Raw genomic sequence first — 19,582 nt, 5'->3', positions numbered from 1 at the left:
CCGCGAGCGCCGAGCCGGCGGGGACCTTGTGGACATCGGCCTCGCGCATGATGATCGAGCCGAGGCTGCGCATCTCGCGGTGAAGCAGGCCGACGGCGTTGCTGTCGCCGTCGTCGCTGCGAAAGCTGTTCGAGCAGACCATCTCGGCGAGCGTGTCGCCCTGATGCGCCGGGGTCATATCGCCGCCGCCGCGCATTTCGGACAGCCGGACGCGATAGCCGGCCTCGGCGAGCTGCCAGGCGGCTTCGGAGCCGGCGAGGCCGCCGCCGATGATGTGGATGTCGTGCGCCACTCTTTACCCTAATCGTTGACTTGCAGTTGGTGCGCCGCGCAGTAGGCGTCTTGAGCACAAGATGCAAAGGGGGCGGTATGTCGGGTGACAGCGGTTGGGATCGGGCGCGGTGGCTGTGGGTCGCGGCGCTGGTCGGCGGCGTCAGTTTTTTCTGGGCGGTGCTGCAGCATCTTGACGGACCGGCGATCTGGGCGTGGAAGACGTCGGGGGTCGCGCTGTTGGCGCTATGGGCCGCCGCCAATGCGCGGAGTACCGACGGCTGGCTGATCGCGGCGGCGCTCGGTTTCGGAGCACTCGGGGATTATCTGCTCGACGCGCTGGGAATGTTGCAGGGCGCGGCAGCGTTCGCGACCGGGCACCTTATCGCGATCGCGCTGTACCTGCGCAACCGGCGGCCGAGCCTGTCGGGATCGCAACGGCTGCTCGTCTGGGCGACGGTGCCGCTCGCGCTGGTGATCGCCTGGGGCCTGACGCACGCGGCCGAGACGGGGCAGATGATCGCGGCGATGGCCTATACCGGCGGGGTCGCGGTGATGGCGGCGACCGCCTGGGCGAGCCGGTTCCCGCGCTACCGCACCGGTATCGGCGCGATGATCTTCCTGGCCAGCGACCTGTTCATCTTTGCCGGCGAAGGCGGAACCTTGTCGAGGTCGGTGACGATGTGGCTCGTCTGGCCGCTCTATTTCACCGGGCAGGCGCTGATCGCATGGGGCGTGGTCAGCACGCTGTCGCGCGAAAGCGATGCCGGGCGGGTGACCGCCTGAAAGGCCAGAGGTCCTGAAAGGTAGCGGGTCGCGCCCGTCGCCGTTGATCCTTGCCGCGCGCTTCCATAGAGCTTAGCATGCTAATGATTGGTGGCGCGCTGGAGGGCATATGACGGGCTTTGACGGGCTGGCGGGACAGCATGTGCTGGTCGTCGGAGGCAGTTCGGGGATCGGGCAGGCGGTCGCCGCGATGGCGGCGCGGCACGGCGCGTCGGTCACGATCGCCGGGCGCGATGCGGCCAGACTGGCCGCGGCGGTGGCGACGGTCGGGGGAGAAGGCGCGGCGCTGGATATGCTCGACGAGGCCGCGGTCGAAGCGTTTTTCGCCAGCCGCGAACCGTTCGATCATGTCATCGTCACCGCCGCGCAGCTCCGGTCGGGGCCGATCCGCGACCTGCCGCTGGCGGACGCGAAAGCGACGTTCGATTCGAAATTCTGGGGCAGCTATCTGATCGCGAGGCATGCGAAAATCGTCGAGGGCGGTTCGCTGACGCTGACGTCGGGAGCGGGCGGACGCCGACCGCGTGCCGGCCGTGCGGCGGTGGCCGCCGCGACCGTCGCGGTCGAGGCGCTGACCCGGGTGCTGGCAAGCGAGTTCGCGCCGGTTCGCGTCAATTGCGTTTCGCCGGGGCTGGTCGACACGCCGCTGTTGCGATCGGTCCGTCCGGCTTCGAGTCCGCCACCGCCGCAGCCGGTCGCGCGGGTCGCCAGCCCCGAAGAGATCGCCTTCCAGATTCTGGCCTGCGCCGTGAACCCGTTCATGACCGGTGCGATCGTCGATGTGGACGGCGGACTGGCGCTCACCTGAGCCCGATTGAGCCACGAAGCCTTTAGAAACGCAGGGGAAAGTCGCGCAGTTTCTCTAGCCGTCCCACGCCGCGATCGTCGTGCGGTGCAACAGCCGGTCGTGGCCGTTGTAACCACCGGTGGCGCGGTGGAGCACCGAGCGATTGTCCCACATGACGAGCATGTCGGGTTCCCATTCGTGGCTGTAGCGAAACTCCTCGCGCCCCTGCCACTGGATCAGTTCGTAGAGCAGCGGCAGACCCTCGCTATCGTCGAGCCCGTCGAAGCCGATGATATAGCCCGCGCAGCCGAACAGGCCCTTGCGGCCGGTTTCGGGATGGTCGCGGACGAAGGGATGGCGCTGCGTTTCGAGCGCTTCGTCGCCCGAGCGAATATCCATGCTGCGATCCTTGTCCTTCGCACCGTACATGCCCGAAGGGGCGTAGCCGGCGCGGGCGCTGTGGATCGCCTGCAGCCCCTCGACCCGCGCGCGCATCTCGGCGGGCATCGCGTCGAGCGCGGCATGCTGGTTCGCAAATTCGGTGTTGCCGCCCACCGGGGGGATGGTGATGCCGAACAGGCAGGTTCCCGCCGGTGGCCGCGCCTGAAAACTCCAGTCGCTGTGCCAGTTTTCGGCGAAAAGCGGCGCGGTCTCGTCGGCGCGCCGCTTGACCGCGATGACATGGTCGCGGCCGGGGATCGGCTTGATGAAGGGATCGTCGCCGAAACCGCCGAAATAGCGGGTGAAGCGCTCAAGATCGTCGTCGCCCAGCTTCTGGTCGGGGAAGGCGAGGACATGATGGTCGAGCCAGGCCGCGCGGATGTCCGCGACGGTATCGGCGGCGAGCGGCCGGGTCAGATCGACGCCGGTGACGCGGGCGCCGCAGGACTGACCGCTGGGGGTGATGCGAAGGGTCATCGCACGATGCTGCACCGCTTGCGACGCGGGGTCAATCGGGCGCGCCAAACCGCCCCGAAAGCTGGCCGAGCCGATGCGAATGGAGCCTTTGCGCAACCGCAGTTCAGCCGGGCGCCATCTTCGCAGCCCTAATTTGATCCGCGGGGACCAAGACGGAGAAGACATATGTTCCTGCTCAAGAAACTGGCGCTTACGGCGCTGATCGGTGCCAGCACCCTCGCGGCGCTGCCCGCCGACGCCGATGCGCGCGACCGGCACCACCGCCAGTCCTATTATGGTCACCGCGACAATGACCGGTATCGCGATTATCGCCGCGACTATCGGCGGGACTATCGCCGCGATTATCGGCGCAGCGACTATCGCGATCGCCGCTATCATTGCCGACGCGGCAGCGGCACGACGGGCCTGATCGTCGGCGGAGCGGCGGGCGCCTTGATCGGCCGCGAAGTCGATCGTTATGGCGACCGCGTTCCCGGCACGATCATCGGCGGCGCCGCGGGTGCGCTGATCGGCCGCGAGATCGACCGCGGCGGTCGTCGCTGCTGATCCGGCGGCGGCAGCGGGCCGACACCGGCCCGCTGCCGTCGGTCGTGGCGGGTAAGGCTGATTTTTTTGCCATGCACCGGCGAATTTCGCGGTAAGGTCGACGGGCGGAGCAAGTTTTCCGCCTTTCGTGGAGACCGCTGATGAAAACCCTGACGAAAATCGCAATGTCGTTCGGCCTGGGCCTGTCGCTTGCCGTGCTTCCGGCGCAGGGCATCGCGGCCCTCAAGCAGGGTGCGAAGGCACCCGATTTCACGCTGCACGCGGCGCAGGGCGGCAAGGAATTCAGCCTGTCGCTGAAACAGACGCTGCGCAACGGGCCGGTGGTGCTCTATTTCTTTCCGGCGGCCTTCACGCCCGGTTGCACGGTGGAGGCGCACCTGTTCGCCGAAGCGAACAGCCGTTTCAACCAGCTCGGCGCCCGCGTCATCGGGGTGACCGCGGGCAATATCCACCGCGTCGCCGAATTTTCGCGGTCGGAGTGCCGCGACAAGTTCGCCGTCGCCGCCGATCCGGGGGCCAAGGTCGCGGCGACCTATGACGCGACGATGCAGCGCCCCGACGGGACGACGCTGTCCAGCCGCACCTCCTATGTCATCGCCCCGAACGGGACGATCCTGCTGAGCTACACTGACAGCAAGCCGCAGGCGCATATCGAACAGACGATGGCGGCGGTGCGCGCGTGGAATGCGCGGAAGCGGTAGGCGGGAGAAGCTGTCGCGATGCCGATTATCGATCGTGTCCGCCGGATCATCGACCGGGAATGGATCCGCGTCGACTGGTCCGGGACCCAGACGCTCAAGCACCGGGCGATTTCACTCGTGCCTCCCGCGATGGCGATGGGACTGGCGAGTATCGCGCCTTCGCTCGCCCTTGCCATCGCGCTGGGACTGGCCGGCGTGTTGGGCTACGTCGCCATGGCCATATGGATCGAGGGGCGACGGCTCAAAGGGACCGGCGCCTTTTCGACGAAACGATCGGCGCGCTTCGTCGCGCGAATGCGCCGCGGTGGGGGCGCGGTGGACAAGGAATAGGCGGACCCCGGGTCGAACCCGGGATGACGAAGGGCCGGAAACGACCGATTGCGGAGATNAAATCCTCCCTGTGGCGAAGCCATGGGGAGGTGGCAGCGCGAAGCGCTGACGGAGGGGCGATAGCGCGACGTCGCCGCCCCTCCACCACCGCCTACGGCAGCGGTCCCCCTCCCCATCGCTGCGCGACAGGGAGGATCGGTAACGCCTGCTCTCCACCCCGAAACGGTCGTCAAAACCGTAGAGCGGCTTAGCTGGCCACGTAGTCCGGGATGACGAGAAAGGTCCGCGCTACTTCGGCCGCCCGCTATATCCCGCCGCCTTGCGCAATTCGTCCGCGTCCATGACATAGCCGTCGCTGACCACCGTCACGACGCGGCGCAGCGCGCCGATTTCGGTCGCGGGGTCGCCGTCGACGAGGACCATGTCGGCTTCCTTGCCCACCGCGATCGATCCGGTGCGGGTGTCGGCGCCGACGACGCGGGCGGGGAGGATCGTGGCGCTCTGCAAGGCTTCGGCGGGGGTGAAGCCGGCCTGCTGATAGATTTCCAGCTCGCGGATCAACTCGATCCCCCAGCCGTCGGTGCCGGCGACGATCGGGACGCCGGCCTTGTGGAGCCGGCCGACCAGTTCGACCATCTTCGCGTAGCTTTTGCGGTAGTCGTCGCGCGTCAGCCCCTCGACCAGCGGGTAGCCGCCGGCCGTAAACGCGGACCGTTCGATGACGGGCGAGATGATGCCCATATAGGGGGCATAGGCCGGATGCGGCTTGCCGCCGTCCTGAGTCAGCATGCCTTCGAAGATGACGATCGTCGGATCGACGATGGTCTTTTTGGCGGCGAGGTTCGCGATGAAGCCCTTCATCAGCGGGGCGTCGAGGTCGACGTCCTTGAAGTAACGCGCCGGCCCTTCCATCCGCTGCCTTGTGTTCGCCTTGTCGATCACCTCGCGCGGCATCGCTTCCATCACCACGAAATTGAGGTGGGTGAGTTCGTCGTAGCCGGCGGTCACCGCCTCGCTGGGTTTCATGCCGGCGGGGACATGGCCATGGACGTGAAGGCCGAGCTTATGGGCCTCGCCCGCCGCGGGGGCGATCCACGCCGGGTTCATCGAGGTGTAGAATTTGACGCCCCACAGGCTGGCGGCCTTGACCCGGCGCACGGCCGCGATGGCCTCCGCTTCGCTGCTCACCACCTCGGCGCCCTGCGCCGCGAGCGGATCCTTTTTGTCGATGATCACCGAGATGAACGGCTCGCCCATCAGCAAGGTGCCGTCGGCGCGGCGCTTCGTCGCCTCGACCGCGCGGTCGAAGGTCGTCCCGGGGCTGCGGAAGCTGGTGATGCCGTTCGCCATGTTCGACAGCACATCCCAATCGTCGCCGATATGCAGGTGGCTGTCCCAGATGCCAGGGACGAGCGTCTTGCCCTTGCCGTCGATGACGCGGGCGTCGGCGGGAGCCTTGAGCGAGCCCGCGGCGCCGATCGCGGCGATCTTGCCGTCCTGTGCCAGCACCGCGCGGCCGGGCAGGAATGCGCCCTTGTCGGCGTCGAACAGCTGGACATTGTCGAACAGGACGGGGGCCTTGGCGGCAGGGGTCAGGAAGCGTTTGGCGATGCCGGCGACGGCCTCGGCGGTCGCGGCCTCCTGCGCGTTGCGGAGTTGCTTGAGTGCGCCCTCATAGCCGGCGGGGATCGTCGAGATATAGCTGATGTCGGCGAAATAGCGCTTCTTGTCGTCGAGCCAGACGGGGAGCGGCGAGGGAAGGATGCCGCTGATGAAAGCGAGTTGGACGGTTCTCGGGCCGTTCGGGCCCTGAATGGTCTGCGTTCCGGCGAGCGTCATGCGTCCCTTGCCGCTCGGCAGAAAATCCAGCCCGGAATCGCCCGCCGCGGCGAGCGCGTCGATGAGCGAGGCACTGGCGATCCCGACCCCGCCGGCCGGAATATACCAGCCGCCGGCGGGCGCTTCGCCCGAATCGGTCGCGGTCTTCCAGGTCGCACGGCCGTTCGCGACGCGATAGTCCTCGGCGGCGTCGCCCGACATGGTGACGCCGCGGATGGTCATCGCCTCGACCGCGCCGCCGGGCGCGAAGGTCGTGACCTGATCCATCTCGGTGATCCAGCCGCGCAGTTCCTGCGACCAGCGATAGGCGGTGCGGCCGTCGGGAAGCTGCCAGCGCCACTGGCTTCCATGCTTGCCGGCTTCGGAGACGACGACATAATGGACCGCGTCGGCGGGCGGCTTGAGCAATTCTTCCTTGGGCACCGGCTTCGACTGGGCGGCGGTGGCGGGCGCGGCGTCATGCGCATAGGCGGCAACGGGAGCGGCCGAGGCCAGCAGGGCGGCAATCAAGAACAGGCGCATCGTCAAATCTCCCCTGAGCGCGGACATCGCAAAGCCCGACGTTGGTAGGGCCCGACGTTGGTAGGGGAGGTGGGCCGTGCGAAGCAAGATGCGACCAAAGGCGACGAGCCTTCGATCAAGGGCGATCCTGTCAGCCGCGCCTCTGCAGCCCGACCACCGCATGCATCGGCAGTTCGGCGTAGATATGCGGGAAGAGCGCGCCGCCGCGCGCCGGTTCCCAGCGGACCGCGTCGCCGAGGCAGGTGAGGTCCACCTCGGCGATCATCAGACCGGTTTGGCCCGCGAAATATTTGGCGATCGTCTCTTCGAGCTGCTCGGCGGTCGACAGGTGGATATAGCCGTCGGCGATATCCACCGTGGCGCCGCGGAACACGCGTTCGCGTTCGAAGTCGGTCCATTGCTGGGCGGTCAGGACCTTGAAGGCGGTGGTCGCGGTCATTCGGTCGCGCCGTCGGGTGCGGGTTCGGCGGCGTCGTCGACCGCGGGCGTTTCGTCGTCCCCTTCCTCGGTGTCCTCGTCGCTGTCGCCGATCAGCGCCGCCGACACGACATGCTCGTCGTTGGCGACGTCGAACAGCCGCACGCCCGCCGAGCCGCGCCCGATGACGCGCAAGGAATCGAGTCCCATGCGGATCAGCTTGGCCTGGTCGGTGACGAGCATCAACTGATCGGCTTGAACCGCGGGGAAGCTGGCGACGACGAGGCCGTTGCGGCCGATATTGTCGATGTTGGTGATCCCCTGACCGCCGCGACCGGTGCGGCGATATTCATAGGCCGAGGACATCTTGCCATAGCCGTTGGCGCAGATCGTCAGGATGAACTGCTCGCGCGCGGTCAGTTCGGCCATCCGGTCCGGGGTCAGCGTCGGCTCATTCTCGTTGTCCTTCCACGGAGCGGCGCGCAGATAGGCCTCGCGCTCGTCGCCGGTGGTGCCAACGCGGTGGAGGATCGACAGCGAGATCACCTCGTCGCCCTCGCCGAGGCGCATGCCGCGCACGCCGGTCGAATTGCGGCTCTGGAATTCGCGGACATCGTCGCCGGCGAAGCGGATCGCCTTGCCCTGGCGGCTGGCGAGCAGCACATCGTCGCTTTCGTCGAGCAAGGCGACGCCGATCAGGCGATCATCCTCGTCCTCGCCTTCGAATTTCATCGCGATCTTGCCGTTCGAGGGCACGTTGGTGAAGGCGTCCATGCTGTTACGACGCACATTGCCCTTGGCGGTTGCGAACATGACGTGGAGCTTGCCCCATTCATCCTCGTCCTCGGGCAGCGGCAGCACGGTCGAGATCGTCTCGTCCTTGCCGAGCGGCAGCAGGTTGATCATCGGACGGCCGCGCGTCGCCGGCCCGCCCTCGGGCAGGCGCCACACCTTCATGCGGTAGACCTTGCCGAGGGTCGAGAAGAACAGCACCGGGGTGTGCGTCGAGGTGACGAACAGCTCGGTAACGACATCCTCGTCCTTCGTCGCCATGCCGGCGCGGCCCTTGCCGCCGCGGCGCTGGGCGCGGAAGGTGTCGAGCGGGGTGCGCTTGATATAGCCGTCGAGGGTGACGGTGACGACCATCTCCTCGCGCTCGATCAGATCCTCGTCGTCGATCCCGTCGGCGGCGGGCGCTAGCAACGTGCGGCGCGGTTTGGCGAATTCGTCGCGCACCGCGACCAGCTCTTCGCGCATCACGGCATAGAGTTTTTCGCGGTCGGCGAGGATCGCAAGCAGACCCTCAATCTCGTCCGCCAACTCCTTGAGTTCCTTGCCGATCTCGTCGCGGCCAAGGGCGGTGAGGCGGTGCAGGCGGAGATCGAGGATCGCCTTCACCTGGACTTCGGACAGGCGATACGAAGCGCTATCGTCCATCTCGCCGTCGATCGCCTCGACGAGGCGGATATAGGGCGCGATGTCGCCGATCGGCCATTCGCGCGCGAGCAAGGCGTCGCGGGCCGCCGCCGGGCTGGGCGAGCCGCGGATGATGCGGACGACCTCGTCGAGGTTGCTGACCGCGACGACGAGGCCGAGCAAGATATGCGCGCGGTCGCGTGCCTTGTTGAGTTCGAACTTGCAGCGGCGGGTGATGACCTCCTCGCGGAAGTCGATGAACGCCGACAGGATCGTCTTGAGCCCCATCATTTCGGGGCGGCCGCCGCGGATCGCGAGCATGTTGGCGGGGAAGCTCGACTGGGCGGGGGTGTGACGCCAGAGCTGGTTGAGCACGACCTCGGCGGTCGCGTCGCGCTTCAGCTCGATGACGACGCGCACGCCCTCACGGTTCGATTCGTCGCGGATGTCGGCGACGCCCTCGATGCGCTTGTCGCGCGCCGCCTCGGCGATCTTCTCGACCAGGCCCGACTTGCCGACCTGGAAGGGAATGGCGGTGAGGACGATCGACTGGCGGTCGCCGCGGCCTTCCTCGATGACATAGGTCGATCGCATCATGATCGAGCCGCGGCCGGTGGCATAGGCGTTGCGCGCGCCGCCCTGGCCGAGCATCATCGCGCCGGTCGGGAAATCGGGGCCGGGGATGATTGCCATCAGGTCTTCGAGGCTGATGTCGGGATCGTCGATCGTCGCGAGCGTCGCGTTGATCACTTCGCCGAGGTTATGCGGCGGGATGTTGGTCGCCATGCCGACCGCGATGCCGCCCGCGCCGTTGACGAGCAGGTTCGGATAGCGCGCGGGGAGGACGGTGGGTTCGGATTCCGAGCCGTCATAGTTGGGCTGGAAATCGACGGTGTCCTTGTCGAGATCGCCGAGCAGGGTGTTCGCGACCTTGGCGAGGCGCGATTCGGTGTAGCGCATCGCCGCCGGCGGATCGGGATCCATCGAGCCGAAATTGCCCTGGCCGTCGACGAGCGGCACGCTCATCGACCAGTCCTGCGTCATGCGCGCGAGGGCGTCGTAGATCGAGCTGTCGCCATGCGGGTGATATTTACCCATGACGTCGCCGACGATGCGCGCCGATTTGCGATAGGGGCGGCCGGCGACATAGCCGCTTTCGAACGCCGAATAGAGGATGCGGCGGTGCACGGGCTTCAGGCCGTCGCGCACGTCGGGCAGCGCGCGGCTGACGATCACGCTCATCGCGTAATCGAGATAGGAGGTCTTCATTTCGTCGACGATGTTGATCGGCGAAATGCCGTCGCTGGGCGGCGGCGTAGGCGTATTTTCTTCGGTCAAGACCCGGCCTTTTTTCTGCTTTTCGGGAGGTGGTTTTGGTCTAGCCGATGGGGCGGGCAAAGGCCAGCGATTCGGGCGATTTTGACAGGATTATTTCCACGCCAAAACAGGGGCGCCGAACGCCAAAAGTGACGTCACGCCGCCGCGAACGCGGGGCTTGCCAATCGGCGGCTCGCCCCTAAAGGTCGGGCGGGTGAGACCCAAGCAGCCTTGCGCCCGCCGATGGCCCTGATCGCGCTGATCGGCGCCAGCGAAACGCTGCCCGATGGCGGGTTGCGCGCGCTCGTCACCGTCGCCGGCGAAACGCTGATCGAACGGCAGGCGGCACGCCTCGCCGACGTCGGCGTCACCCATGTCGCGGTCGCGGTCGGCGCGGTGCCCGCCGACCTGCTGGCGACCTGCGATCGCATCCGCCGCCGCGGGGTCAAGGTGACCCCCGTGCGCGCCGCCGCCGACCTGCTCGCGCTGGTCGAAGGCGACGACCGCATCATCCTCGTCACCGACGGGCTGCAGGCGGGGGGTATGCATTACGCCGCGATCGCCAAGCCGGGGTCGCCGGCGATCCTCGTCACCGGCGACACCCCGCTGACCCAGAGTTTCGAGCGGATCGATGCGACTCGGCGCTGGGGCGGACTCGCGAGCATTTCGGACCATATGGTGCGCGAACTCGCCGAGATGCCGGGCGAATGGGACATGATCCTGACGCTGCTGCGGATGGCGGTGCAGTCGGGCGCGCGGCGGCTCTATTGCGAGCCGGCGCTGTTCGAACAGGGTGACATCGCGATCGTCACCGACCGGCCAACCGCGGCGCTGCTCGAACAATCGAGCCTGCAGCAGGTCGAATATGGCGGCATCGGGCTGGGGCGCTCGGCGATCATGATGCCGATCGTGCGCCTGTTCGGCCCGATGCTCGTCAAGTCACCCGCGACGGCACGTTATCTGCCCTATGTCACCGGCCTGCTGTGGGTGATCGTCGCGCTGCTCGCGGCGAGCGGGCTGGCGGCGGCGGGGGCGCTCGTCGCGATCCTCGGCGGGTTGGGGCTGGCGGCGATGCGCTTCCTGTCCGCTTTCCGTGCCGAGAGCGCGGCGCAGGACCGGGTGCGCGAGGTCATCCGGACCTTCGCCTGGGTCTTGCTCGCGGTCTTTCCCTGGCTGCTGTCGCTGGCGGGCGCCGACCACAGGATGCCGCCCTTTTCCGAAGCGGCGCTGGCGCCGTGTCTGGCTGCGACGATCCTGCTGGCGCGCTGGCTTTACGAGGATTCGGGCGAGCGGCGGCGGTTTCACTGGCTGCTGCCCGACGCCGATCAGGCGTGGATGATGCTGGCACCGGCGCTGATTTTCGGCATCGCACCGCTGATGTTCGCGATATTGCCGCTGCTCGCCTTGTTCCAGATCCTGCTTTGGCTGCGCCTTGCGCGGCGTCCCGCGGGCTGAGAAAACAAAGCGCTTCAAGGTTTAGCGCGCATTAACGCCAAGCTGCTATCCGCGAGCTGACATGGTGCAAGCATCGCTTCTTTCCCAACTGGCGTCGGTGAATCTGGCGCTGTCGGCGTGCCTGCACGAAACCGCCGAATATCTCGCCGCGCCCGGCGCGACGCGGCTTTCGGAGGAGCAGCGCGCGCTGGCGCTTGGCGTCGCGCGGCGGCTGGTCGGCGATGCCGCCGACCTGCTCGGCGACGCGGTCGATTCGGCGGCGCTGTGGCACGACTGGTCGGCGCACGGGCTGCCCGGTGCGCCCCAGCTTGCCGGCCTGTGTTTCGCGCGCGCCGAGGAGCATCGCTGGCGCGAGCTATCGGACCGGCATGGCAGCGTGGTCGCGGCGCCGGCTTCGAGCGACACGGGCGGAGGGGCGCTCGCGGCGCCCGCGCCCGCCGACGACCCGTTGTCCGAAGTCGACCGCGGCTATCTAGCGCTGCGCATCGCCGATCGGCGGCGGTTCGATGCGATCGGCCATCCGGTGGTGGCGATCGACGATCTCGATCCCGACCTGTTCCGCTCGCTATTGCTCGACGTCGCCGCCTGGGCGCTCGTCCGCTCGGGCAAGGATCCCGCGCAGGCCGCGCGGCTCGGTGAAGCGGTGCGGGGGGCGCTGGCCGCGCACGACCCCGCGCGGGGCATCGACCGCGCTGCCATGGGCTATCATGCGGCGCTTGCCGCCGTCGGCGTCCAGTCCGACAGCGCGGCCACGGCGATCGCGCGCCACGACTGGCCGGCGCTGATCGCGCTCGCCGCGGCGGCACAGAATTATCGCTATGCCGACATGGCGCTGGCGCTGATCACCGCCGAGCCGGCGCAGCTCGCGCCGCTGCTCGCGCCGTTGCTGCGCGATCATACCGCGCTGGCGCCGCTGGAAGGGTCGCTGGCGATGCTGGCGAACCGCGCGGTGGCGAGCGCCGCGCCCGACGATTATGCCGCCGCGCTGCAAGCCCGCGCCGCGACGCTGGGCGACGAAGGCGGTGCGCGATGAGCGAGCGCGTCATTCGGGGCCGGATCGATCGAAGCGGGGCGCTGGTCAGCGGCGACCCGGCGCTGCTGCGCCTGCAGCAACGCGCCGGCGGAGCGCTCGAAAAGCCGCTGGCGCTGCCCAATCTGGCGCGGCTCGTCGCGCTGGCGCAGCGGTTGCAGCGCGAAATCAACCGGCCGCTGATCGCCGCCGACGACCATAGCGACATCCATGCGCTCGTCCGGATCGTGCCCGACGCCGATGGCGCGACGCTCGAGATCACCGACTGGCGGACGCGGCCGGTCGCCCAGCCGCAGATTCCGCCGATCACCGAAGCCGCGGTCGCCTCACCGCGGGCGTGGACTTGGGAATGCGACGGGCAGCTCCGGCTCGTCTCGCTGCGCGGCGGGACCGATGCGCCGCCGGTCGTAGCAGGCTGGGAGGGGCGCTCGCTGTCCGAGCTGTTCGAACTCCAGCCCGACGACGACGGGCATTTCCCGGTGCTGCAGGCGCTGGCGCGGCAGGCGCGGTTCACCGGCCAGCGGGCGCGGACCGACGGTCCCGGCGGGCGGCTGGTGACGACGCTCGCCGCCGATCCGCTGTTCGACGCCACCGGGCGGTTCACCGGTTTTCGCGGGACCGCCCTGCCCGAGGCGGGGGCTTCGACCCCGGCACCCGCCCCGGCGGCGCTTTCCGACCCCGCCTTTGGTTCGCTGCCGCTGTCCGATCCGGCCTTTGGACGCCGCATCGACGGCGCGCTGCGCGGGCCGCTGGCGCGGATCATCGCGACCGCCGAGACGATTTCGGGCCAGTTCGACGGACCGATCCGCGCCGATTACGCCCGCTATGCCGGCGATATCGCGCATGCCGGGCGCCACCTGCTCGGGCTGGTCGACGACCTCGCCGACCTCCAGAATATCGAGCGTCCGGGGTTCAAGGCGGCGCGCGACGAGATCGATCTTGGCGACCTGGCGCGTCGCGCGGTCGGATTGCTGGGCATGAAAGCCGAAGAAAAGGGCATCCGCATCGACGCTCCGCCGACCGACGAGCGGATGCCGGCGACCGGCGAGTTCCGCCGCGTGCTGCAGGTGCTGCTCAACCTGCTGGGCAATGCGATCCGCTATTCGCCCGAGAATTCGCTGATCTGGATCCGCCTCGACCGCCAGGGCGACCGCGCGATGGTCACCGTCGCCGACCAGGGGCAGGGGATCGACGCCGGGCAGCAGGCGGTGGTGTTCGAGAAATTCGAGCGGCTGGGTCGCACCGACAGCGGTGGGTCGGGACTAGGCCTTTATATCGCGCGGCGACTGGCGCGCGCGATGGAGGGCGACCTGACCGTCGACAGCGCGCCGGGGCAGGGGGCGCGGTTTACGCTGAGTTTGCCGGCGCGGGATGGGGTTTAGCGCTTGCGGCTAACCGATTGCGTCGGGTGTGGGTAGCGGACATTGGCCGTAACTCTTGTTCCCCGGCGAAGGCCGGGGTCCAGAGCGTAATCAGCAAACGCCTGCTCTCCAACGCCCTGGGCCCCGGCCTTCGCCGGGGAACGGCTCTTTTTGGTCGTTACCGGCCGTCGCCATCACCCACAAAAAAGGGGCCGAAAACCGGCCCCTTTCTCGTTTTCGTCTGTCGCCGTATCAGCGCTTGTCGACCGGCACATAGGGACGCTGCGTCGGGCCGGTGTAGAGCTGGCGCGGGCGGCCGATCTTCTGTGCGGGGTCCGAGATCATTTCGTTCCACTGCGCGACCCAGCCGACGGTGCGGGCGAGGGCGAAGAGCGCGGTGAACATCGTCGTCGGGAAACCGATCGCCGACAGGATCACGCCCGAATAGAAATCGACGTTCGGGAACAGCTTCTTCTCGACGAAATAGGGATCGTTGAGCGCCATTTCCTCGAGCTGCAGCGCGACTTCGAAGACCGGGTCGTTGACCTTGAGCGCCTCGAACACCTCGCGCACGGTCTTTTGCATCACCGTCGCGCGCGGATCGTAGTTTTTATAGACGCGGTGGCCGAAGCCCATCAGGCGGAACGGGTCGTCCTTGTCCTTGGCGCGCGCGATATATTCGGGGATGCGTTCGGGGCGGCCGATTTCGCGCAGCATGTTGAGCGCGGCTTCGTTGGCGCCGCCATGCGCCGGGCCCCACAGGCAGGCGATGCCCGCCGCGATGCATGCGAAGGGATTGGCGCCCGACGAGCCGGCGAGGCGGACGGTCGAGGTCGACGCGTTCTGCTCATGATCGGCGTGGAGGATGAAGATGCGGTCGAGCGCGCGTTCGACGACCGGGTTCACCTCATAGGGCTCTGCCGGCACGCCAAACGTCATGCGCAGGAAATTGCCCGTGTAGCTCAGCGAATTGTCGGGATAGACGAAGGGCTGACCGACCGAATATTTATACGCCATCGCGGCAATCGTCGGCATTTTCGCGATCAGCCGGTGGCTGGCGATCATGCGCTGGCGCGGGTCGTGGATCTCGGTCGAGTCGGGATAGAAGGCGCTGAGTGCGCCGACGACGCCGCACATCACGGCCATCGGGTGCGCGTCGCGGCGGAAACCGCGATAAAAGGTCGACAGCTGTTCGTGCAGCATCGTGTGGCGGGTGATCGTGGTGTCGAAGGTGGCGAGTTCGTCCGCGCTCGGCAGTTCGCCGTTGAGCAGCAGGTAGCAGGTTTCCATGAAGCTGCTATTTTCGGCGAGGTCGCCGATCGCGTAGCCGCGATGGAGCAGGACGCCCTCGTCGCCGTCGATATAGGTCAGGTTCGATTCGCAGCTCGCGGTCGAGGTGAAACCGGGGTCGTAGGTGAAGGCGCCGGTCTGCGCGTAAAGCTTGCGGATATCGATGACGTCGGGGCCGACGGTGCCCTTGAGCACGGGGTTCTCGACGGTGGTGTCCCCCAGGGTGATCTTTGCGGTCTGGTCGGTCATATTCTTCCCCTGTTGTGGCGGCGGGAGTCGCTGTGGCTACGCCCCTGCCGGATTATTGTGCGCTGCGTCAAGTCGCGCCAGGCTGGCATCGCGGCCCAGCAGCAGCAGCACGTCGAAAATCCCCGGCGATACGGTCCGCCCGGTGAGGGCCGCCCGCAGCGGTTGGGCCAGTTTCCCGAGCCCGACGCCGGCCGCTTCGCTCTCTTCGCGAATTGCGGCCTCCACCATTTCTTGCGACCAGCCGGACAGCGCGCGCAAACGGTCGGCGACCGAAGCGAGCATCCCCTCCGGTGCGTCCTGTAGCACCGCTGCGGCCTTCTCGTCCATCACCAGCGGTTCGTCGGCGAAGAGGAAGGTCGCGCCGTCGGCGATCTCGTGCAGCGTCTTGGCGCGCGGCTTGAGCGCCGGCATCGCCTGCGCGAGCAGCGCCTGATCCGCGGCGGAGAGATCACGGCCGAGAAGCGTGCCGGTCATCGGGGCGACGAGCGCGGCGAGGCGGGCGTCGTCGGCTTCGCGCAGATAATGGCCGTTGAGATTTTCGAGCTTCTTGAAGTCGAAGCGCGACGGCGAACGGCCGACATGGGCGAGGTCGAACCACTCGGTCGCCTGCGCGCGGCTGATGATCTCGTCGTCGCCATGGCCCCAGCCGAGGCGGAGCAGATAATTGTTCACCGCCTCGGGCAGATAGCCCAATTCGTCGCGATAGGCGTCGACCCCGAGCGCGCCGTGGCGTTTCGACAGCTTCGCGCCGTCGGCGCCGTGGATCAGCGGGACATGCGCGTAAACGGGCTCGCGCCAGTCCATCGCGCGGATCAGCGCGAGCTGGCGGAAGGCGTTGTTGAGATGATCGTCGCCGCGGATGACGTGGGTGACGCCCATGTCATTGTCGTCGACAACGACGCTGAGCATATAGGTCGGGGTGCCGTCACTGCGCAGCAGGACGAAGTCGTCGAGTTCGGCGTTCTGGACGGTGACATCGCCCTGGACCTTGTCCGGAATCGTCACCGCGCCGTCCTGCGGCGCGCGCAGGCGGACGACGTGCGGCACGGCGGGGTCGCCGTCGTTCCGGTCGCGCCAGGGGCTGCGGACGCGGAAGGGCAGGCGCTTTTCCTGGGCCTCGGCGCGCATCGCGGCGAGTTCGTCCTGCGTCAGATAGCAGCGATAGGCATCGCCCTTGGCGAGCAGCTGCGCGGCGACGTCGGCATGGCGGCCGGCGCGGGCGAATTGATAGACGGTGTCGCCGTCCCAATCGAGGTCGAGCCAGCTCATCCCGTCGAGGATCGCGTCGATCGCCGCGTCGGTCGAGCGCGCGCGGTCGGTATCCTCGATGCGCAGCAGGAACTTGCCGCCGTGGTGGCGCGCGAACAGCCAGTTGAACAGCGCGGTGCGCGCGCCGCCGATGTGGAGGAAACCCGTGGGCGACGGCGCGAAGCGCGTCACCACATCAGCGCCGGTCGCTTCGCCGGATATGGTTTGATTTTCGGTTGCCACAACGGCCTCTTTCACTCAGTTTTGCGGGTCCCCGCGGACGGCGGGGACGGGGATCGGGGGTGCCCCTAGCATGGCGACAAGGCCGCTTCAAACGCCCATTGGTTTGCGCGCGGCGGCGATGGTGCGGCGGGTGGGCGAGTCGGTCGAGGCGCGGCTCGATGCCGAGCGCGAACGGATCGCGCTTTGGCTGCCGGTCGCGCTCGGCGCGGGGATCGCCGCCTGGTTCGCGCTGCCCACCCGGACCCACTGGATCGGGCTGTTGCTGGTGTTGGGCGCCGGGGCGCTCGCCGGGCTGCTGATCGGCTGGCAACGCCGGTTCGGGCGCGCGGTCGTCGTCGGATGCGCGGTGATGGCGCTGGGGTTGTTGCTCGTGTGGGGGCGAGCACTATGGGTGTCGGCGCCCGTGCTGGCGCTGCCGGTGGTAACCGAATTTTCGGCGAGCGTCGAAAGCGTCGAGCCGCTGCCGGCGAAGGACCAGGTCCGGCTGATCGTGCGGCCACTGAAGCGACCCGATCTGCCGCCGCGGTTGCGGATCACCGCGGCGGGCGAACAGGGCAAGGGCATCGCGCCGGGCGAGGCGATCGGGCTGCGCGCGCGGCTGATGCCGCCGCCGACCGCGAGCCTGCCCGGCGGCTATGATTTCGCGCAGCGCGCCTGGTTCGACCGGATCGGCGCGGTCGGTACGGTGCTCGGCGACATCGGGCGGGCGCCGGGCGCGGGGGACGGCGTGCAGACGCTGCGGGCGCGGCTGAGCGATCATATCCACGGGCAGATCGACGGATCGGCGGGGGGGATCGCCGCCGCGCTCGTCGCGGGCGATCGCGGCGCGATCAGCGAGGCCGACGAGGAGGCGATGCGGCGGAGCGGGCTGGCGCATCTGCTGTCGATCAGCGGACTGCATGTGACCGCGGTGGTGACCTTTGCGATGCTGATCGCGATGAGCCTGCTCGCGCTCAGTCGGCGGCTGGCGCTGGCGGGCTATGTGCTGCCGCTGGCGGCGGCGGTCGCGGCACTCGCTGGCGGGGGATATACGCTGCTCGCGGGGGCCGAGGTGCCGACCTTGCGCTCGTTCATCGCCGCGCTGCTGGTGCTGATCGCGTTCCTGCTCGGGCGCGAGGCGCTGACGCTGCGGCTGGTCGCGGCGGGCGCGCTGATCGTGCTGATCTGGCGTCCCGAGTCGCTGGCGGGGCCGAGTTTCCAGCTGAGTTTCGCGGCGATCACCGCGATCGTCGCGCTGCACGAAAGCCGCGCGATGCAGCGGTTCATGGCGCGGCGCGAGGAGCCATGGGTGTTTCGCCTGGGACGCGGGGTCGCGGGACTGGTGATCACCGGGCTCGCGGTCGAGGTCGCGCTCGCGCCGATTGCGCTGTTCCATTTCCACAAGGCGGGGCTCTATGGCGCGCTCGCCAATGTCGTCGCGATCCCGCTGACGACCTTTGTCATCATGCCCGCCGAGGCGCTGGCTTTGCTGTTCGACAGCGTCGGGCTCGGTGCGCCCTTCTGGTGGGTCGCCGAGCAGGCGCTGAACGGACTGATCTGGCTCGCGCACAGCGTCGCCGAGGCGCCCGGCGCGGTGGCGACGCTGCCGGTGTTTCCGCCCTGGGGTTTCGGACTCGCGATCTTCGGCGGGATATGGCTGCTGCTGTGGCGGACGCGCTGGCGCTGGGCGGGGGCGGTTCCGCTGGTCCTCGGCATGGCCGTCCTGCTCGCCCAGCCGCGGCCCGATGTGCTGATTACCGGCGACGGCAAGCATATCGCCGCGGCGCAACCCGACGGCAGCTATGCGTTGCTGCGTGAGCGGGCGGGGGATTATGTGCGCGACGCGGTGGCCGAGGCGGCGGGGATCGATGCGCCGCTCGCCGCGCTCACCGACCTCGATCATGTCGCCTGCAACCGCGATTTCTGTCGCTGGACGCAGGATGGCCGCACCATCCTCGCGGCGCGCGGGCGCGACCGGATCGAGGGGGCGGACATGGCGGCGGCGTGCGCCGCCGCCGATGTGGTGATCAGCGAACGCTGGTTGCCGCGCGAATGCGCCGGCCGCTGGCTGACGATCGATCGCGATACGCTGCCGCAGACCGGCGGGCTGGCGCTTTACCTCGGTGAGCGGCCGCGCGCGGTGACGGCGTTAGGCGCGGGCGACGAGCATATGTGGCGCCGCCCGCCGCAGGTCAGTGGTAACGACGAAGCAGTCCCGACAACTTCCCTTGCACGATGACGCGCTCGGCGGCGTAGCGCTGCGGCTCATAGGCACTGTTCGCGGGATCGAGACGGATCATCTTGCCCTCGCGGCGGAAATATTTGAGCGTCGCATCCTGCCCGTCGACGAGCGCGACGACGATATCGCCCTCGCGCGCGGTGCTGACCTTCTGGATCAGCGCATAATCGCCGTCGAAGATGCCGGCCTCGACCATCGAGTCGCCCGACACTTCGAGCGCATAATGTTCGCCTGAGCCGAGCAGCGCCGCGGGGACCGCGAGATTGTCATGATTTTCGAACGCCTCGATCGGCACACCCGCGGCGATCTTGCCGTGGAGCGGAACCTCGACGATGTCGTTCGCGGCGATCGGACGCATCGCGGGGGCGGGCTTGCGCAGCGGCACGACATTGTCGCGATCGGTGCTGACGGCCGCCTTGCCGCCCTCGGGAAGCTTGACGACCTCGAGCGCGCGGGCGCGGTTGGGGAGGCGGCGGAGGAAGCCGCGCTCCTCGAGCGCGCTGATCAGGCGGTGGATTCCCGATTTGGACTTGAGCCCGAGCGCCTCCTTCATCTCCTCGAACGACGGCGAGATGCCGCTCGCGTCGAGCTTTTGCTGGATGAAGTGGAGCAGTTCATGCTGCTTGGCGGTCAACATCG

The 19,582-nt window shown here is 68.2% G+C and carries 17 protein-coding genes; 9 read left to right on the top strand and 8 right to left on the bottom strand.

What is annotated here, in order from left to right:
- On the bottom strand, positions 1 to 292 hold a 292-nt coding region (locus ASD67_RS23705; RefSeq protein WP_443028038.1), incomplete at its 3' end, for an FAD-dependent oxidoreductase.
- Positions 293 to 369: 77 nt separating this feature from the next.
- Between ASD67_RS23705 and ASD67_RS13130 the strand changes: the two genes are divergently transcribed.
- Both ASD67_RS13130 and ASD67_RS13125 read left to right on the top strand, forming a co-directional pair.
- A complete protein-coding gene (locus tag ASD67_RS13130; RefSeq protein ID WP_056347891.1) occupies positions 370 to 1,056 on the top strand; it encodes a lysoplasmalogenase in 687 nt (228 codons plus the stop codon).
- A 109-nt stretch (positions 1,057 to 1,165) separates the two neighbouring features.
- A complete protein-coding gene (locus ASD67_RS13125) occupies positions 1,166 to 1,864 on the top strand; it encodes an SDR family oxidoreductase (protein WP_056347890.1) in 699 nt (232 codons plus the stop codon).
- A gap of 54 nt (positions 1,865 to 1,918) precedes the next feature.
- Here the strand turns inward: ASD67_RS13125 and ASD67_RS13120 are convergent, their stop codons facing one another.
- Complete coding sequence (locus ASD67_RS13120; protein ID WP_056348514.1) at positions 1,919 to 2,761, bottom strand: TauD/TfdA dioxygenase family protein; 843 nt, start codon at positions 2,759 to 2,761, stop codon at positions 1,919 to 1,921.
- Positions 2,762 to 2,926: 165 nt separating this feature from the next.
- Between ASD67_RS13120 and ASD67_RS13115 the strand changes: the two genes are divergently transcribed.
- The 3 genes from ASD67_RS13115 to ASD67_RS13105 all read left to right on the top strand — a co-directional run bounded on the left by ASD67_RS13115 (position 2,927) and on the right by ASD67_RS13105 (position 4,338).
- Complete coding sequence (locus ASD67_RS13115) at positions 2,927 to 3,307, top strand: glycine zipper 2TM domain-containing protein (protein WP_056347888.1); 381 nt, start codon at positions 2,927 to 2,929, stop codon at positions 3,305 to 3,307.
- Positions 3,308 to 3,447: 140 nt separating this feature from the next.
- The gene (locus ASD67_RS13110) at positions 3,448 to 4,008 is read left to right on the top strand and encodes a peroxiredoxin (protein WP_056347886.1); all 561 of its coding nucleotides are present in this window, start codon (positions 3,448 to 3,450) and stop codon (positions 4,006 to 4,008) included.
- 18 nt (positions 4,009 to 4,026) lie between these two features.
- Entirely contained in the window at positions 4,027 to 4,338 is a 312-nt protein-coding gene (locus ASD67_RS13105; RefSeq protein ID WP_056347884.1) for a hypothetical protein, read from the top strand.
- A gap of 288 nt (positions 4,339 to 4,626) precedes the next feature.
- Here the strand turns inward: ASD67_RS13105 and ASD67_RS13100 are convergent, their stop codons facing one another.
- The 3 genes from ASD67_RS13100 to gyrA form a co-directional block, all read right to left on the bottom strand.
- Complete coding sequence (locus ASD67_RS13100) at positions 4,627 to 6,699, bottom strand: amidohydrolase family protein (RefSeq protein WP_056347882.1); 2,073 nt, start codon at positions 6,697 to 6,699, stop codon at positions 4,627 to 4,629.
- A gap of 130 nt (positions 6,700 to 6,829) precedes the next feature.
- On the bottom strand, positions 6,830 to 7,138 hold the full coding sequence (locus ASD67_RS13095; protein WP_056347881.1) for a DUF952 domain-containing protein: 309 nt from the start codon (positions 7,136 to 7,138) through the stop codon (positions 6,830 to 6,832).
- Positions 7,135 to 9,801, bottom strand: a complete 2,667-nt coding sequence (gene gyrA, locus ASD67_RS13090; RefSeq protein ID WP_443028042.1) for a DNA gyrase subunit A — start codon at positions 9,799 to 9,801, stop codon at positions 7,135 to 7,137. The genes ASD67_RS13095 and gyrA overlap by 4 nt, the downstream gene beginning before the upstream one ends.
- Positions 9,802 to 10,092: 291 nt before the next feature.
- On the opposite strand from gyrA, the gene ASD67_RS13085 reads away from it, so the two are divergent.
- The 3 genes from ASD67_RS13085 (at position 10,093) to ASD67_RS13075 (ending at position 13,716) form a co-directional block, all read left to right on the top strand.
- Positions 10,093 to 11,304, top strand: coding sequence for a hypothetical protein (locus ASD67_RS13085; protein WP_056347877.1), 1,212 nt, complete (start codon positions 10,093 to 10,095; stop codon positions 11,302 to 11,304).
- Positions 11,305 to 11,401: 97 nt separating this feature from the next.
- Complete coding sequence (locus tag ASD67_RS13080; RefSeq protein ID WP_200938025.1) at positions 11,402 to 12,337, top strand: hypothetical protein; 936 nt, start codon at positions 11,402 to 11,404, stop codon at positions 12,335 to 12,337.
- Complete coding sequence (locus ASD67_RS13075; RefSeq protein WP_056347875.1) at positions 12,334 to 13,716, top strand: sensor histidine kinase; 1,383 nt, start codon at positions 12,334 to 12,336, stop codon at positions 13,714 to 13,716. The genes ASD67_RS13080 and ASD67_RS13075 overlap by 4 nt, the downstream gene beginning before the upstream one ends.
- A 231-nt stretch (positions 13,717 to 13,947) precedes the next feature.
- Here the strand turns inward: ASD67_RS13075 and ASD67_RS13070 are convergent, their stop codons facing one another.
- Together ASD67_RS13070 and gltX are read right to left on the bottom strand one after the other, a co-directional pair.
- Complete coding sequence (locus tag ASD67_RS13070; protein WP_056347873.1) at positions 13,948 to 15,234, bottom strand: citrate synthase; 1,287 nt, start codon at positions 15,232 to 15,234, stop codon at positions 13,948 to 13,950.
- A 36-nt stretch (positions 15,235 to 15,270) separates the two neighbouring features.
- On the bottom strand, positions 15,271 to 16,725 hold the full coding sequence (gene gltX / locus ASD67_RS13065) for a glutamate--tRNA ligase (protein ID WP_082545045.1): 1,455 nt from the start codon (positions 16,723 to 16,725) through the stop codon (positions 15,271 to 15,273).
- A gap of 118 nt (positions 16,726 to 16,843) precedes the next feature.
- On the opposite strand from gltX, the gene ASD67_RS13060 reads away from it, so the two are divergent.
- Complete coding sequence (locus tag ASD67_RS13060; protein WP_235535675.1) at positions 16,844 to 18,943, top strand: ComEC/Rec2 family competence protein; 2,100 nt, start codon at positions 16,844 to 16,846, stop codon at positions 18,941 to 18,943.
- Here the strand turns inward: ASD67_RS13060 and lexA are convergent.
- Entirely contained in the window at positions 18,897 to 19,580 is a 684-nt protein-coding gene (lexA, locus tag ASD67_RS13055; RefSeq protein ID WP_056347868.1) for a transcriptional repressor LexA, read from the bottom strand. The genes ASD67_RS13060 and lexA overlap by 47 nt on opposite strands.
- Positions 19,581 to 19,582 lie beyond the last annotated feature (2 nt).

Source organism: Sphingopyxis sp. Root1497, assembly GCF_001427085.1.
Taxonomy (GTDB): Bacteria; Pseudomonadota; Alphaproteobacteria; order Sphingomonadales; family Sphingomonadaceae; genus Sphingopyxis.
This window is presented reverse-complemented; position numbering and strand designations above follow the sequence as displayed.

Coding starts and splice junctions, on each gene's coding strand:
- ASD67_RS13130 (WP_056347891.1), top strand. CDS start 370: ATGTCGGGTGACAGCGGTTGGGATCGGGCGCGGTGGCTGTGGGTCGCG.
- ASD67_RS13125 (WP_056347890.1), top strand. CDS start 1,166: ATGACGGGCTTTGACGGGCTGGCGGGACAGCATGTGCTGGTCGTCGGA.
- ASD67_RS13120 (WP_056348514.1), bottom strand. CDS start 2,761: ATGACCCTTCGCATCACCCCCAGCGGTCAGTCCTGCGGCGCCCGCGTC.
- ASD67_RS13115 (WP_056347888.1), top strand. CDS start 2,927: ATGTTCCTGCTCAAGAAACTGGCGCTTACGGCGCTGATCGGTGCCAGC.
- ASD67_RS13110 (WP_056347886.1), top strand. CDS start 3,448: ATGAAAACCCTGACGAAAATCGCAATGTCGTTCGGCCTGGGCCTGTCG.
- ASD67_RS13105 (WP_056347884.1), top strand. CDS start 4,027: ATGCCGATTATCGATCGTGTCCGCCGGATCATCGACCGGGAATGGATC.
- ASD67_RS13100 (WP_056347882.1), bottom strand. CDS start 6,699: ATGCGCCTGTTCTTGATTGCCGCCCTGCTGGCCTCGGCCGCTCCCGTT.
- ASD67_RS13095 (WP_056347881.1), bottom strand. CDS start 7,138: ATGACCGCGACCACCGCCTTCAAGGTCCTGACCGCCCAGCAATGGACC.
- gyrA (WP_443028042.1), bottom strand. CDS start 9,801: ATGAAGACCTCCTATCTCGATTACGCGATGAGCGTGATCGTCAGCCGC.
- ASD67_RS13085 (WP_056347877.1), top strand. CDS start 10,093: ATGGCCCTGATCGCGCTGATCGGCGCCAGCGAAACGCTGCCCGATGGC.
- ASD67_RS13075 (WP_056347875.1), top strand. CDS start 12,334: ATGAGCGAGCGCGTCATTCGGGGCCGGATCGATCGAAGCGGGGCGCTG.
- ASD67_RS13070 (WP_056347873.1), bottom strand. CDS start 15,234: ATGACCGACCAGACCGCAAAGATCACCCTGGGGGACACCACCGTCGAG.
- ASD67_RS13060 (WP_235535675.1), top strand. CDS start 16,844: ATGGTGCGGCGGGTGGGCGAGTCGGTCGAGGCGCGGCTCGATGCCGAG.
- lexA (WP_056347868.1), bottom strand. CDS start 19,580: ATGTTGACCGCCAAGCAGCATGAACTGCTCCACTTCATCCAGCAAAAG.